The organism is Grylomicrobium aquisgranense (genome assembly GCF_033971865.1).
In the GTDB taxonomy this organism is placed as follows: Bacteria; Bacillota_I; Bacilli_A; order Erysipelotrichales; family Erysipelotrichaceae; genus Bulleidia; species Bulleidia massiliensis.
Window position 1 is genome coordinate 22,265 of sequence record NZ_JALBUR010000011.1, and the last position, 12,542, is coordinate 34,806.

Here is a 12,542-nt window from a genome sequence, read left to right on the forward strand (position 1 = left end):
AGATGAGAAGCAGAGTGGGCCGTATGAGTGCATTGGAAATGGTGCTGATCGTGGTATTGTGCCTGGAGGGGTTGTTTCTGGCATGGTGCGGATATCGCTGGTATCAGCAGCGTCTTGCCCATGGCAATGATTCTCTGCGTGTGAATACGGCCCTTTCTGTTGCCCGCATCAATTCCAGCAATGGAGCTGACTGTCCTGTGGATGGTTCTTCTTCCCAAAACTGTGTGCATTGGAATGGCACGGAATACATTGGCTACTATGACGGGGTTGCCAACAAGATTGTTGGTGACAAACCAGATGGTTATAACCAGTCATCTGAAATGGATATTGACGGAAAAACCTATACCGGCAAGCCCGGTACGATGGTGATTCAGGTCGAAACCGGCAATGGTGAAGTTCATCTGTCCTGGGTTCTGGGGAGGGCATCTTCATGAGTATCTATCTCTCCACAGGTCTTTGTGTTTATGTATGTGTGCTGGCCTTTGTGCTTGGTACGATCTTTGCCAGTTTTGTGACGTGTCAGGCAGATCGGATTGTGGCTCACGAGCCATGGTGGAAGGGCAGATCACATTGTGATGTCTGTCATCATGTTCTTGGGGCATCGGATCTGGTGCCGATCTTCAGTTATCTGCTGCATCGCGGCAGATGTCAGTACTGCCATGCGAAGCTTTCTGTCTGTTATGTGTATGTGGAACTGCTGGGCGGTCTGCTGTTTATGGTCTTTGTGCTTGTACATGGCAGGATAGATGTGATTCTGTTTCGTGATCTTGCCTTTCTGTGCTGTCTGCTGGGATTATCCCTGGTGGATCTTGCCATCCAGGAGATCCCGGATGGGTATCTGGTGTTTTCGCTGCTTGTGTGGGCGGCGGCTGGCATGGGTCATCTTTCCTATTACCGGAGTGCTCTGGCCGGTCTTGCCATTGGCGGGGCACTGCTGGTGCTGACCCTGATCATGGACCGCATTCTGAAGAAGGAAAGCATGGGCGGCGGTGACATCAAACTGTTCTTTGTGGTTGGATGCTATCTTGGCATTGGTTCAGGTTTGTTTGCCCTGATATTGTCGTGTATAGCAGGTTTGATCTTTGTGGTAGTATGGAAACGTGAAAAAATACCCTTTGGACCGTCTATTGCGATAGGCACACTGGCTGCTTTGCTGGTGGGACCGTGGGTTGTGCAGTGGTATCTTGGCCTGTTTGGCATGTAGAAAGAGGTGGATATGGCACGGGAAATACTTGGTGTGGATATTGGCAGCAAGCGGGTGAAACTCTGTGTGCTGCGCAATGGCTCCATTGTGCAGACGGCACTGCTGGACACACCGGAAAATGCAGTCAGAAATGATTCTCTGACAGCCTATGAGGCAATGAGCAGTCTGCTTCGTGAGGGCATGAAGGAAAATGGCATTCACTGCCGCAGGGCAGCGCTTGTTGTGCCGGATCCGGATGCATATATGCGCCGGCTGCGCATGCCGCTGATGACAGAAAAGCAGCTGGCGGTCAATCTGCCGTATGAGTTTCATGATGTGATCACGGATAACAAAGATCATTATCTGTATGACTATGCCATGATTGATACGCATGGCACAGATGAAAATGCCAAAGAGATGGAGCTGATGGCTGGTGCTGTCAGCAAGGAAAAGATTGCAGCATATCAGGAGATGTTCCATCATGCCGGCATGAAGCTGGTCATGGCAGCACCCCGCCAGATGGCGCTGGTCAGTGTGCTGCGGGCCTTCGCGGATACATGCGGACACGGGGATGTTGCCCTGGTGGATCTTGGTGATTCCTATACGCGTGTCGATCTGTTCCGGGATGGTACGTATGAGGCAACCCGTACGATTGATACGGGTGTGGCAGCGATTGCCGGTGCGGTTGGCGATGTGATGAATGTGGATCCGCATGTGGCCCGCGGCTATCTGCGCAATGATCAGGATCAGGTGCTGGAGAGTGAGGCACTTGCCAATGTGTACAATGTGATTGCGGTTGAGATCATGCGTGCCATTAATTACTACACATATGAGAATCAGAATAATACGCTGGAGAAGCTGTATGTGTATGGCGGCGGCAGTCATCTGAAGCAGCTGGTAGGTTCTATTGCGGACAGTCTGAGCAGTCTGCAGGTTGTGCCGGTGGATGCGATGGATCCAAATGCACCGAAAGAACTGGAAGATCAATTGACTTCCTTTGGCATTGCAAGGGAGGCGGCATAATGGCAGACAAGAGTATTCTCAAGAAAGAGATTCATCCGGTCAAAGTACACTATCCTACAAAGAAAGTGATGAACTTTGTCCATGATGAACAGGCAAAGACAGATCGTCATGCCATCGTGGTCTTTATCATCTTCCTGCTGTTTCTGGCCGTGTTTACCAAGCTGTTTGTGATCAATCCGCTGAATAAGGTCAATCAGCTGGAATCCAATTACAACCAGATGGCAGCCCAGGTGCAGCAGTATCAGGAAACGTTAGGCAATTATGATTCTGTCAAGGCTGCATATGATGATAAGGCTGGCTCCTTCCTGACAGATGATGAGAAACAGGAATTGAACCGCACGGATATTCTGGATATGATCCAGGAAGATGTGGCGCCGTATGTGGGCATTTCCAGCATCAAGATTGCTGGGGCACAGGTATCTGTGTTTACGGATGATACAACGCTGGATACGGTTTCCGGCATCATTGCCAGACTGCAGGCAGATTCCCGCAATGGCTATGTCACGGTTACGACAACTTCCAGTTCTGATCAGAGTAATAATGATCTTGTGCAGGCGGATATTGAGATCACCTATGGCAGTGTGGCGGAAGGAGGCAATCAGTAATGTTTTCCTATAAGTTTTCTTTGCGTGAGAAGATTCTGTTATTGATCTGCCTGGTGATTGCTCTGGGCATCTTCTACTATGAGGTTGCTTTCAAAGGTTTCCAGAGTGCTGCGAAACAATATGATACAAGCGAGCTGCAGACACAGCTGACCGTTCTGCAGAGCCAGGCTGCCAAGCAGAAACAGATGCAGAACTATCTTGACAGCAATGATACAGCATCGGTCGGTACCGTTGCTGTGTATAACAATCTGGCCAATGAGGTCAGTGCGCTTGGCAATATTCTCAATGACAAGGCAAGTCAGGTGTCCATCACCTGGAGTGAGCCGACTCTGACGGATAACATTGTCCGCCGGAATGCCTCGATCAGCTTCCATACATCCGGCTATGATACAGCCTACAGTCTGGTAGAGAGCATCGCCCGCTGCCAGTACCGCTGTCTGATTGCGGATGTCTCGATGGATGACGGTGATGATACAGATCTTTCCAGTAGTTCTGATGTGGCTGTCAGTATGAACATCACGTTCTTTGAGACAACCGATGGGGCATCCAGTACATCTGGTCTTGTCCAGCAGGATTCGGATTCAACAAGTGATAACAGCGGTACGGTATTCAAGGGAGACGCTACCTATAACTGAGCGCTTTGAAAGGAAGCCAGCATGTTTGCTCTGAGCACAGAAGAAAGAAAAATCTATGAACATATGCCGATTGCTCTGGCAATTTATGTCATGGACAGGCAGAGTCGTGTCATCTGTCTTTGTATCTCAGATGGTATGTGCACGTTCTGTCAGCGCAGCAGGAAGGATCTTGTGCAGCTTCTGAATGAGGCCATGTTTTCGCTTGTGCATCCGTCTGATGCCGGCATGCTTGCTCAGCTTGGCAGACAGTTTGCTTTGCATGCCAGCGGCTATGATGTCATCTACCGCCTGAAGACATGGACATCGGATTCGGCATATCATTATGTCCATACAATAGGGCAGTGGCTGCGCCATGAGGATGGCAGTGAGGCTGCGATTCTTGTCTACAGCAATATGAATGAGACGGTTACAGCCAATCAGGATATCATGAAGCGCTATCAGAGCTGGCAGAGAGACTATTTCTATACCGATATTCTGACAGGTCTGCCCAATGCCAATTTCATGCGTGCTTTTGGAGATGAGAAACTTGCCCAGTGTTTCCTGGAAACAGGCGGTGCGGCCGGCTGGTATTTTGATGTCAATGGCATGCATGCCTATAATAGCAGGTATGGCCTGCAGTGTGGCGACAGGCTGCTGATGGCGGTTGGCAGTGCCCTTTCGCATGCGTTTCCGGATGGGCTTGTGTGCCGCAGCACGGATGATCATTTTGTGGTGATTGCGCCATTTCATAAGGACAAGATCGATGCTTTGATGCAGCAGATCAATGCCCAGGTGCAGAATGATGTGGATGGGGTATCGCTTGGTGTCCGTACGGGTGTGTGTCTGGCCAAGCCGCATATGCCGGTCATGGAGCTTCTCGATGATGCCCATACAGGTCTGAAAGAGATCGGGACCAACCTGAATGTGACATGGCATCTGTATTCTCCGGATGTGGATCAGAAGATGATGCTTGCCCATTATCTGGTGACACATTTCAATCAGGCTCTGCAGGAGCATTGGGTGCAGCCGTATTATCAGCCGATCATAGATGTGCAAACCGGAAAGATAGCGGAGGCCGAGGCACTGGCCAGATGGATTGATCCTGTACAGGGTCCTTTAAAGCCGGTGCAGTTTATTCCCGCACTGCGCTCTTTCCATCTTCTGTATCGTCTTGACCTGTATATTCTGCAGGAAGTATGCCGTCATCTGCAGGAACAGATCCAGAAAGGGGAACCGGCTGTGCCGGTCTCAGTCAATTTTTCCCGCCAGGACTTTGATAATGAGGACCTGGTGCAGCAGATGCATAAGATCATTGCCGCATACGGCATTGATGCGTCCTTGATCCGGATTGAGATTACGGAACAGGATGTTTCTGAGGCACCGGACTGCATGAAGAAGCAGATTGAAGCCATTCACAGGCGTGGCTATGCGTTGTGGATGGATGATTTTGGCTCTGGCTATTCATCCTTGAATGTCATGAGTGAGTTCCCGTTTGATCTGATCAAGTTTGATCAGAAGATGCTGATGAATCTGGATGCAGGGCATGGAGCCAACCGCTACATCATGGATGCGATGACAAGCATTGCTAGGAAACTTGGCATTCATACATTGGCGGAAGGTGTGGAGAAACAGAGCGATCTGCGCTTTCTGCAGGAGATTCACTGTCAGTATGCGCAGGGCTTCCTGTTCTATAAGCCGATGAAGAGTGAAGACTTTGATGCATTGTTGAAAGGACAGAAGTAAGCATGCAGAAGATTGTATTGTGTGCTGGTGATATCCATGATCAGAAAGCACTGATTTCCAGTGTGCAGACATGGTTTGATACTGTGTGCGGCACCTTGGCTCGTTTTGAGAGTGTGCTGAATGACTGGGGAAAGGATGTGTGCTTCATTCTGACACCGTTGAATACAGACAAGATCTGTGCAGAGCGGTATGCATATCGGGTGCTGCTGGCGATTGGCAGGGCAGCCCAGGTGAATCCGCATGTGCAGGTGCGGTTTGCACGTTAACCTTATTGATATAAGCAAAGTGATGTAAGCCATGAAAATTCAGGCGGCGGTGTCAATCCGGCATCGATTCCAGGCCTGTTTTTTCCGGCTTTTTCTTTTTGTGTAATTTTGCAAAAAAGCTGAGAAAAAGGCTTGTCTTGGGACTGATGAGGTGATACTATAGCATGGCACTCGCGTAGATATGGGAGATTGCCGGCACGCCAATGTCCGTGGACACGGTGTGACAACCGGGGAACTCTCATGGAGCGATCCCGTAAACGGGAGTGAATACAAGGAGGAAAAATTCATGGCAAAAAATTCTGTAAGAATTCGTCTGAAGGCTTACGAGAACAGAAGTCTGGATGCGGCTGCCGAGAAGATCGTGACAACTGCGAACGGACACGGCGCTAAGAAGATCGTCGGACCTGTTCCGCTGCCGACGGAGCGTGAGGTCGTTACGGTCCTGCGCGCTGTTCACAAGTACAAGGATTCCCGTGAGCAGTTTGAAATCCGTACACACAAGAGACTGATTGAGATTATTGGCCCGAGTGCTGAAACGATTGATGCGCTGAGCAGACTGGATCTGCCGTCTGGTGTGGATATTGAAATCAAGCTTTAAAGAAAGGAACCAGGTATAGAACATGAAGGGTATCTTAGGAAGAAAGCTGGGTATGACTCAGGTCTTCACCATCGATGGAACACTGATTCCTGTGACTGTCATCGATGTGAAGCCGAATGTTGTACTGCAGAAGAAGACAAAGGAAAATGACGGCTATGAGGCTGTTCAGCTTGGCTATGAGGATGTGAAAGAGCATCGTTCCAACAAGCCGGCAATCGGACATGCCAAGAAGGCCAATACAGCGCCGAAGCATTACATCAGAGAAGTAAGAGCTGATGAAATGATGAACCTTGAGGTTGGTGCTGAAGTAAAGGCAGATCTGTTCAAGACTGGTGATGTGGTTGATGTCCAGGGTGTTTCCAAGGGACACGGCTTCATGGGCACAATTGTGAGAAACAATGCGTCCAGAGGACCGATGAGCCATGGTTCCGGCCATCACAGACACATTGGTTCTCTTGCTACAAACGGCCGTAACAACGGTGTTGTCAACAAGGGCACTGTGATGCCTGGCCATGAGGGCTGCTACACAACAACCAATCAGAACCTGACTGTGATCAAGGCTGATGCAGATGAGGGCTATATCCTCGTCAAGGGCAATGTACCAGGACCGAAGCGTGGTCTGGTACTGATCCACACAACTGTCAAGCCGGTTAAGGAAGTCAAGGTTCCTGAGCTGATCTCTTATGAGGGCGGTTCTGTTGAGGAAGAGCTCAATAAGGTTGAGAACACGATCAACGCGGAGCTGGCTGAGGAAGAGAAGGCCATCGAAGCTGCTGAGGCTGCCAAGAAGGCTGCTGCAAGCGCTGCCCGCAAGGGAAAGAAGTAAGGAGGAACAACAATGGCACAGATTGACGTATACAATCAGGAAGCTGCAGTTGTAAAGCAGGTTGAACTGAATGATGCTGTGTTCGGCATTGAGCCGAATCAGCAGGCCATCTATGACGCTGTCCTTGTCTACCTTGCAGGTTGCAGACAGGGCACACATTCCACACTGACAAGAGCATTTGTCTCCGGAACAGGCAAGAAGCCGTTCAAGCAGAAGGGTACAGGCCGTGCCCGTCAGGGTTCCACACGTGCTACCCAGTGGAGACATGGTGCAATTGCCTTCGGACCTCATCCGAGAAAGTACAATCTCAAGATGAACCGCAAGGTGAGAAGACTGGCTTACCGCTCTGCTCTGAGTGAGAAGCTGGCTGACAACAGCCTGACCGTTGTTGAGAATCTCAACTTTGATGAGATCAAGACAAAGAAGGCTGTGGCACTGATGAATGCATTCAAGTTCGACAGAAAGACACTGTTTGTTGCAGACGCTGCTGAGGACTTCGACAATGCATATGTCTCAATGAGAAATATTCCGAATGCAACACTGGTTACCGTACCGATGCTGAATGTCTATGACATTGCCAATGCGGACCGTATTGTGTTTACGGAAGCTGCTGCTGCCAAGGCAGGGGAGGTATTCGCAGAATGAGCGCACGTGATATTATCGTCAGACCGATCGTTACCGAGAAGGCAACAAAGATGCAGGCCAATGGCAACTGGATTGAGTTCGAGGTTGCCCGCGACACCAACAAGTCTGCGGTAGCTCAGGCTGTTCAGGAGATCTACCACATCAAGCCGGTTGCGGTAAACATTGTCAACACCAAGCCGAAGGTCAGAAGAGTTGGCCGTTATTCCGGCAAGGTCAGAGCTGTCAAGAAGGCAATGGTCAAGCTGCCTGAGGGACAGACAATCGATATCTATCATTCTGAGGACTGAGGATATCAAACTATCGGAGGAACACGCTATCTCCGGATAAACTGCGAAAGGAAAGAAGAAAATGGCAATTATTAAATACAAGCCTACCAGCAACGGCCGCAGAAATATGTCTTCGCTGGACAATCGTGGCAGAATCACAAAGCACGAGCCAGAAAAGAGTCTGTTGGCGCCGAAGCACTCCAAGGGAGGCAGAAACAACAATGGCCGCATCACAACACGTCATCAGGGCGGTGGTGTGAAGCAGAAGTACAGAGTTATTGATTTCAGAAGAAACAAGGACAATGTTCCGGCTAAGGTTGCCGGCATTGAGTACGATCCGAACCGTACAGCTAATATCGCTCTGCTGCATTATGCAGATGGTGAGAAGAGATACATCCTGTGCCCGGCTGAGCTGAATGTCGGTGATACAGTTGTGTCCGGTCCGGCTGTGGATATCAAGCCGGGCAATGCCCTGGAGCTGAAGAACATCCCTGAAGGTACCATTGTTCATAACGTTGAGCTGGTTGCCGGCAAGGGTGGTCAGATGGCAAGAGCTGCAGGTTCCTATGCTCAGATTCTGGGCTTTGAAGGAAACTTCTGCACGCTGCGTCTGATGTCTGGCGAGGTCAGAAAGGTTCATTCCAACTGCCGCGCTACCATCGGTACTGTTGGCAATGGCGACTGGAACCTGGTCAATCTTGGCAAGGCCGGCCGCAACAGATGGAGAGGTATTCGTCCTACCGTTCGTGGTTCTGCCATGAACCCGGTTGATCACCCGCATGGTGGTGGTGAAGGTAAGGCTCCGGTTGGCCGCAAGTCCCCGATGACACCTTGGGGCAAGAAGGCTATGGGCGTGAAGACACGTCAGCCGAAGAAGAAGAGCAATGCCTTGATCGTCAGAAGACGCAATGGGAAATAAGCTGAAAGGAGAATAAGAGATGTCAAGAAGCATTAAAAAGGGTCCTTTCTGTGATGCTTACCTTCTGAAGAAGGTCGAGGAACAGAACAAGGCCAACAAGCATGAAGTCATTAAGACATGGTCCCGCCGTTCAACGATTTTCCCGAGTTTCGTGGAACATACATTCGCTGTTTATAACGGCAAGGAACATGTTCCGGTCTATGTGACAGAAGATATGGTCGGCCATAAGCTCGGTGAGTTTGTTCCGACCAGAAAGTTTGGCGGACATGGTTCCGACAAGGCTGCGTAAGGGAGGATATCGGACATGGATGTAAGATCAACAGCTAAGACAGTTCGCGTCACTCCGCGCAAGGCCAGACTGGCTCTGGATATGATCCGCGGCAAGAGTGTTGAGGAAGCCCTCGCCATTCTGCAGTTCACACCGAACAATGCGGCTCATGAGGTATACAAGGTAGTCAAGAGTGCTGCTGCCAATGCAACACACAATCATCAGCTGAACGCTGATGCGCTGTATGTTAAGCAGTGCTATGCGGATGAGGGTATCGTCATGAAGAGATTCATGCCGCGTGCCAAGGGCAATGCCGCACAGATTCTGAAGAGAACGAGCCACATCACAGTTGTGGTTTCGGATGAGAGATAAGGGAGGAAGATCAAGAGTATGGGACAGAAAGTAAACCCGATCGGCCTGCGTGTCGGCGTCATTCGTGACTGGGAGTCCAGATGGTATGCCGATAAAGCAGAGTACGGCGATCTTCTGAACGAAGATGTCAAGATTCGTAATTATCTTGAGAAGAATCTGAAAGATGCCTATATTTCGCACATTGAGATTGAGCGCACAGGCAAGAAGAATGTCCGTGTGATCATCCGTTGTGCTCGTCCGGGTGCCATCGTTGGCAAGAGCGAGGACGGCAAGGCTGAGAAGATGGAAAAGACCAAGGCTGGTCTGAAGAAGATTGTTGGCGATAAGACACTGAAGATTGATGTTGTTGCAGTTGCCAACCCGGATCTGGATGCCCGCCTGGTTGCCCGCAAGATCTGCGAGCAGCTGGAGAACAGACAGTCCTTCCGTATTACACAGAAGAAGGCAATCCAGTCCACAATGAGAGCTGGTGCCAAGGGAATCAAGACACTTTGCAAGGGCAGACTGGGCGGTGCTGAAATTGCCCGTCAGGAAGGCTATGCAAAGGGTGTAGTTCCGCTGCATACACTGCGTTCTGATATTGACTATGCCTGCGAGGAAGCTCACACAACGTATGGCAAGCTGGGCGTTAAGGTCTGGATCTGCCGTGGTGAGGTTCTGCCGGGAGAGATGGTCAAGGAACCGGAAGCTCCGGCCCGCAACCCGAGAGACCGCAGAAACGGCAGAAGAAACAATAACAACCGCCGTTTCAATAACCGCCGTCCGGCTGCTGGCAGAGATGCCAAGGCTGCTGCACCGGCTGCTGGGGCAGGTGCCCAGGGAGGTAACGACTAATGTTAATGCCTAAGAGAGTCAAGTGGAGAAGACCCCACCGTCTGTCTTATGAAGGCCACGCCAAGGGCGGCACAAAGCTTGCCTTCGGTGAGTATGGTCTGGTAGCAGACGAGGGAGCGTATGTCTCCAGTGCGCAGCTTGAGGCTGCCCGTGTTGCCATGACACGTTATATGAATCGTGGCGGTAAAGTCTGGATCAAGGTTTTCCCGCAGCTGGCGAAAACCAAGAAGCCTCTGGAAGTACGTATGGGATCTGGTAAGGGTGCTCCTGATCACTGGGTCGCAGTTGTCCAGAAGGGCAGAATTCTGTTTGAAGTCGGTGATGTTGATGAAGCTACTGCCAGAGAGGCGCTTCGTCTTGCCGCTAACAAACTGTGCGTAAAGACACGCTTTGTGAAGAAGGGCCAGGAGGGACGCTGAGATGAATGTCAAGGAAATCAGAGATCTGAGCAACGAGGAACTTTCTCAGGAAGTTGTTTCGCTCAAGGAAGAGCTCTACAATCTGCGCTTTGCTCAGGCTACCGGAACCATTGAGAATCCGGCCCGGATCAAGGATATCAGAAAGACAATTGCCCGCATTAAGACAGTTCTGACAGAACGTGAGAATGCGGAGAATAAATAAGGGAGGAAGCAGACATGGCACAAGAGAGAAACGCACGTAAGGTTCTGCGCGGTACGGTTGTCTCCGACAAGATGGATAAGACAATCGTTGTCGAGATCAATACCACGAAGCGCCATCCTTTATACGGCAGACACGTTAAGTTCACAACCAAGTTCAAGGTTCATGATGAAAACAACGAAGCTCATGTTGGAGATGTAGTGGAAGTGATGGAAACACGTCCGCTGTCCAAGGACAAGCATTTCAGACTGGTGAAGGTTGTTGAGAAAGCAGTTGTTCTTTAAGCACAGGAGGTAGAAAGCAATGATTCAGAATGAAAGCAGATTGCATGTTGCCGATAATACCGGTGCCAGAGAGCTTCTGGTCATCAGATGCATGGGCGGTTCCCGCCGTAAGAGAGCAAATATCGGCGATATCGTTGTTTGTGCTGTCAAGAGCGCTGCTCCGAATGGCACAGTCAAGGATGGTCAGGTAGTCAAGGCTGTCATCGTTCGTACCGTTTACGGTATCAGACGTGAGAATGGCAGCTACATCAAGTTTGATGATAATGCTGCAGTCATTATCAAGGACGACAATACACCGGCAGGTACACGTATCTTTGGCCCGGTCGCACGTGAGATCCGTGACGCCGGTTTCATGAAGATCGTCTCCCTGGCACCGGAAGTATTATAAGGAGGAGCCCGAGATGAAAATCAAGACAGGTGATGAGGTCAAGGTAATCAGCGGACACTACAAGGGAACAGTTTCAACCGTTAAGGCAGTGTTCCCGAAGGAGAACAAGGTCATTGTTGAAGGTGTCAACATGGTCAAGAAGTCTCTGAAGCCCTCTCAGGCAAATCCCGAGGGTGGTATCGTAGAGAAGGAAGCTAAGATTGATGCTTCCAATGTCATGCTGTATGACAAGAAGGCCAAGGCTGCCAGCCGTGTTGGCTGGAAGGTTGCTGAGGACGGCACAAAGACAAGATACTTCAAGAAGTCCGGCAATGAAGTGAAGGAGGCTAAGAAGTAATGAACCGTCTGGAACAGAAATATAACGAGACAGTAAAGCCTTCTTTGATGAAGGAATTCAATTACAAGTCCGTCATGGAGTGCCCGAAGCTTGAGAAGGTCGTTCTCAACATGGGTGTTGGTGATGCAATTGCCAATCCGAAGCTGCTGGAAGAGGCAGTTGAGGAAATGACCATGATTTCCGGTCAGAAGCCGGTTGTCACAAAGGCCAAGAAGTCCATCGCTAACTTCAAGCTCCGTGAGGGCATGAGCATTGGCTGCAAGGTGACACTGCGCGGTGAGAGAATGTACGAGTTCCTCGACAAGCTCTTCAATATCGATCTGCCGCGTGTCAGAGATTTCCATGGTGTCAGTGGCACAGCCTTTGATGGCCGCGGCAACTATACGCTGGGTGTCAAGGAACAGCTGATCTTCCCGGAAATCAACTTCGATAAGGTCAACAAGGTCAGAGGTCTGGATGTTGTCATTGTTACATCCGCCAAGACAAATAAAGAAGCATATCAGCTGCTGAGTGAACTCGGCATGCCGTTTGCCAAGTAATAAGGAGGAGAACAATGGCAAAGACATCACAGAAGGTAAGACAGGCACGTCCTGCCAAGTTCTCCACACGCGCCTATACGCGCTGCGAGAGATGCGGACGTCCGCATTCCGTTTTAAGAAAGTATAAAGTATGCCGTATCTGCTTCAGAGAGCTCGCTTACAAGGGTGAGATTCCTGGAGTCAAGAAGGCTAGTTGGTAAGGAGGCAGCCCATC

At 50.2% G+C, this 12,542-nt stretch carries 22 protein-coding genes; all 22 read left to right on the forward strand.

Features of this window, described 5'->3' with window-relative positions; translation table 11 throughout:
- Positions 1-2: 2 nt before the first annotated feature.
- Positions 3-434: a hypothetical protein gene (locus MOZ60_RS05745; protein ID WP_370595960.1), complete on the forward strand. Its 432-nt coding sequence runs from the start codon at positions 3-5 to the stop codon at positions 432-434.
- Positions 431-1,204: a prepilin peptidase gene (locus MOZ60_RS05750; protein WP_370595961.1), complete on the forward strand. Its 774-nt coding sequence runs from the start codon at positions 431-433 to the stop codon at positions 1,202-1,204. The genes MOZ60_RS05745 and MOZ60_RS05750 overlap by 4 nt, the downstream gene beginning before the upstream one ends.
- A gap of 12 nt (positions 1,205-1,216) precedes the next feature.
- A complete protein-coding gene (pilM, locus tag MOZ60_RS05755) occupies positions 1,217-2,206 on the forward strand; it encodes a pilus assembly protein PilM (RefSeq protein ID WP_370595962.1) in 990 nt (329 codons plus the stop codon).
- Positions 2,206-2,811 carry a hypothetical protein gene (locus MOZ60_RS05760; RefSeq protein WP_370595963.1) on the forward strand — a complete coding sequence of 202 codons (606 nt, stop codon included), beginning with the start codon at positions 2,206-2,208 and terminating at the stop codon, positions 2,809-2,811. The genes pilM and MOZ60_RS05760 overlap by 1 nt, the downstream gene beginning before the upstream one ends.
- Positions 2,811-3,446 carry a hypothetical protein gene (locus MOZ60_RS05765; protein ID WP_277635449.1) on the forward strand — a complete coding sequence of 212 codons (636 nt, stop codon included), beginning with the start codon at positions 2,811-2,813 and terminating at the stop codon, positions 3,444-3,446. Before MOZ60_RS05760 ends, MOZ60_RS05765 begins: the two co-directional genes overlap by 1 nt.
- A 21-nt stretch (positions 3,447-3,467) precedes the next feature.
- A complete protein-coding gene (locus tag MOZ60_RS05770) occupies positions 3,468-5,168 on the forward strand; it encodes an EAL domain-containing protein (RefSeq protein ID WP_370595964.1) in 1,701 nt (566 codons plus the stop codon).
- A gap of 2 nt (positions 5,169-5,170) precedes the next feature.
- Positions 5,171-5,434, forward strand: coding sequence for a hypothetical protein (locus MOZ60_RS05775; RefSeq protein ID WP_370595965.1), 264 nt, complete (start codon positions 5,171-5,173; stop codon positions 5,432-5,434).
- A 286-nt stretch (positions 5,435-5,720) separates the two neighbouring features.
- Positions 5,721-6,032, forward strand: a complete 312-nt coding sequence (gene rpsJ / locus MOZ60_RS05780) for a 30S ribosomal protein S10 (protein WP_277653064.1) — start codon at positions 5,721-5,723, stop codon at positions 6,030-6,032.
- Between the two features lie 22 nt (positions 6,033-6,054).
- Positions 6,055-6,858 carry a 50S ribosomal protein L3 gene (gene rplC / locus MOZ60_RS05785; protein WP_277653065.1) on the forward strand — a complete coding sequence of 268 codons (804 nt, stop codon included), beginning with the start codon at positions 6,055-6,057 and terminating at the stop codon, positions 6,856-6,858.
- A gap of 12 nt (positions 6,859-6,870) precedes the next feature.
- The gene (gene rplD, locus MOZ60_RS05790) at positions 6,871-7,503 is read left to right on the forward strand and encodes a 50S ribosomal protein L4 (protein WP_277653066.1); all 633 of its coding nucleotides are present in this window, start codon (positions 6,871-6,873) and stop codon (positions 7,501-7,503) included.
- The gene (rplW, locus tag MOZ60_RS05795) at positions 7,500-7,790 is read left to right on the forward strand and encodes a 50S ribosomal protein L23 (protein WP_108775519.1); all 291 of its coding nucleotides are present in this window, start codon (positions 7,500-7,502) and stop codon (positions 7,788-7,790) included. The genes rplD and rplW overlap by 4 nt, the downstream gene beginning before the upstream one ends.
- Positions 7,791-7,851: 61 nt before the next feature.
- On the forward strand, positions 7,852-8,688 hold the full coding sequence (rplB, locus tag MOZ60_RS05800) for a 50S ribosomal protein L2 (protein ID WP_277655193.1): 837 nt from the start codon (positions 7,852-7,854) through the stop codon (positions 8,686-8,688).
- Positions 8,689-8,707: 19 nt separating this feature from the next.
- Positions 8,708-8,977, forward strand: coding sequence for a 30S ribosomal protein S19 (rpsS, locus tag MOZ60_RS05805; protein WP_108775517.1), 270 nt, complete (start codon positions 8,708-8,710; stop codon positions 8,975-8,977).
- 15 nt (positions 8,978-8,992) lie between these two features.
- On the forward strand, positions 8,993-9,328 hold the full coding sequence (gene rplV / locus MOZ60_RS05810) for a 50S ribosomal protein L22 (RefSeq protein ID WP_108775516.1): 336 nt from the start codon (positions 8,993-8,995) through the stop codon (positions 9,326-9,328).
- 18 nt (positions 9,329-9,346) lie between these two features.
- Complete coding sequence (gene rpsC / locus MOZ60_RS05815) at positions 9,347-10,162, forward strand: 30S ribosomal protein S3 (RefSeq protein ID WP_108775515.1); 816 nt, start codon at positions 9,347-9,349, stop codon at positions 10,160-10,162.
- Positions 10,162-10,581 carry a 50S ribosomal protein L16 gene (gene rplP / locus MOZ60_RS05820; RefSeq protein WP_108775514.1) on the forward strand — a complete coding sequence of 140 codons (420 nt, stop codon included), beginning with the start codon at positions 10,162-10,164 and terminating at the stop codon, positions 10,579-10,581. Before rpsC ends, rplP begins: the two co-directional genes overlap by 1 nt.
- Position 10,582: 1 nt before the next feature.
- On the forward strand, positions 10,583-10,783 hold the full coding sequence (gene rpmC / locus MOZ60_RS05825; RefSeq protein WP_108775513.1) for a 50S ribosomal protein L29: 201 nt from the start codon (positions 10,583-10,585) through the stop codon (positions 10,781-10,783).
- A 14-nt stretch (positions 10,784-10,797) separates the two neighbouring features.
- On the forward strand, positions 10,798-11,064 hold the full coding sequence (gene rpsQ, locus MOZ60_RS05830; RefSeq protein WP_370595966.1) for a 30S ribosomal protein S17: 267 nt from the start codon (positions 10,798-10,800) through the stop codon (positions 11,062-11,064).
- Between the two features lie 19 nt (positions 11,065-11,083).
- A complete protein-coding gene (gene rplN, locus MOZ60_RS05835; RefSeq protein WP_108775511.1) occupies positions 11,084-11,452 on the forward strand; it encodes a 50S ribosomal protein L14 in 369 nt (122 codons plus the stop codon).
- Positions 11,453-11,465: 13 nt separating this feature from the next.
- Positions 11,466-11,789, forward strand: a complete 324-nt coding sequence (gene rplX / locus MOZ60_RS05840; RefSeq protein ID WP_277655192.1) for a 50S ribosomal protein L24 — start codon at positions 11,466-11,468, stop codon at positions 11,787-11,789.
- The gene (gene rplE, locus MOZ60_RS05845) at positions 11,789-12,328 is read left to right on the forward strand and encodes a 50S ribosomal protein L5 (protein WP_108775509.1); all 540 of its coding nucleotides are present in this window, start codon (positions 11,789-11,791) and stop codon (positions 12,326-12,328) included. Before rplX ends, rplE begins: the two co-directional genes overlap by 1 nt.
- A gap of 14 nt (positions 12,329-12,342) precedes the next feature.
- Positions 12,343-12,528: a type Z 30S ribosomal protein S14 gene (locus tag MOZ60_RS05850; protein ID WP_108775508.1), complete on the forward strand. Its 186-nt coding sequence runs from the start codon at positions 12,343-12,345 to the stop codon at positions 12,526-12,528.
- Positions 12,529-12,542: the final 14 nt, after the last annotated feature.

Excerpts from the sequence above, each read along its gene's own strand:
- MOZ60_RS05765 (WP_277635449.1), top strand. The coding sequence starts at position 2,811 with ATGTTTTCCTATAAGTTTTCTTTGCGTGAGAAGATTCTGTTATTGATC.
- MOZ60_RS05850 (WP_108775508.1), top strand. The coding sequence starts at position 12,343 with ATGGCAAAGACATCACAGAAGGTAAGACAGGCACGTCCTGCCAAGTTC.
- rplC (WP_277653065.1), top strand. The coding sequence starts at position 6,055 with ATGAAGGGTATCTTAGGAAGAAAGCTGGGTATGACTCAGGTCTTCACC.
- rplB (WP_277655193.1), top strand. The coding sequence starts at position 7,852 with ATGGCAATTATTAAATACAAGCCTACCAGCAACGGCCGCAGAAATATG.
- rpmC (WP_108775513.1), top strand. The coding sequence starts at position 10,583 with ATGAATGTCAAGGAAATCAGAGATCTGAGCAACGAGGAACTTTCTCAG.
- MOZ60_RS05770 (WP_370595964.1), top strand. The coding sequence starts at position 3,468 with ATGTTTGCTCTGAGCACAGAAGAAAGAAAAATCTATGAACATATGCCG.
- MOZ60_RS05745 (WP_370595960.1), top strand. The coding sequence starts at position 3 with ATGAGAAGCAGAGTGGGCCGTATGAGTGCATTGGAAATGGTGCTGATC.
- MOZ60_RS05750 (WP_370595961.1), top strand. The coding sequence starts at position 431 with ATGAGTATCTATCTCTCCACAGGTCTTTGTGTTTATGTATGTGTGCTG.
- rplN (WP_108775511.1), top strand. The coding sequence starts at position 11,084 with ATGATTCAGAATGAAAGCAGATTGCATGTTGCCGATAATACCGGTGCC.
- rplW (WP_108775519.1), top strand. The coding sequence starts at position 7,500 with ATGAGCGCACGTGATATTATCGTCAGACCGATCGTTACCGAGAAGGCA.
- rplX (WP_277655192.1), top strand. The coding sequence starts at position 11,466 with ATGAAAATCAAGACAGGTGATGAGGTCAAGGTAATCAGCGGACACTAC.
- rplV (WP_108775516.1), top strand. The coding sequence starts at position 8,993 with ATGGATGTAAGATCAACAGCTAAGACAGTTCGCGTCACTCCGCGCAAG.
- rpsJ (WP_277653064.1), top strand. The coding sequence starts at position 5,721 with ATGGCAAAAAATTCTGTAAGAATTCGTCTGAAGGCTTACGAGAACAGA.
- pilM (WP_370595962.1), top strand. The coding sequence starts at position 1,217 with ATGGCACGGGAAATACTTGGTGTGGATATTGGCAGCAAGCGGGTGAAA.
- rplD (WP_277653066.1), top strand. The coding sequence starts at position 6,871 with ATGGCACAGATTGACGTATACAATCAGGAAGCTGCAGTTGTAAAGCAG.
- rplE (WP_108775509.1), top strand. The coding sequence starts at position 11,789 with ATGAACCGTCTGGAACAGAAATATAACGAGACAGTAAAGCCTTCTTTG.
- rplP (WP_108775514.1), top strand. The coding sequence starts at position 10,162 with ATGTTAATGCCTAAGAGAGTCAAGTGGAGAAGACCCCACCGTCTGTCT.
- rpsS (WP_108775517.1), top strand. The coding sequence starts at position 8,708 with ATGTCAAGAAGCATTAAAAAGGGTCCTTTCTGTGATGCTTACCTTCTG.
- MOZ60_RS05760 (WP_370595963.1), top strand. The coding sequence starts at position 2,206 with ATGGCAGACAAGAGTATTCTCAAGAAAGAGATTCATCCGGTCAAAGTA.
- MOZ60_RS05775 (WP_370595965.1), top strand. The coding sequence starts at position 5,171 with ATGCAGAAGATTGTATTGTGTGCTGGTGATATCCATGATCAGAAAGCA.
- rpsC (WP_108775515.1), top strand. The coding sequence starts at position 9,347 with ATGGGACAGAAAGTAAACCCGATCGGCCTGCGTGTCGGCGTCATTCGT.
- rpsQ (WP_370595966.1), top strand. The coding sequence starts at position 10,798 with ATGGCACAAGAGAGAAACGCACGTAAGGTTCTGCGCGGTACGGTTGTC.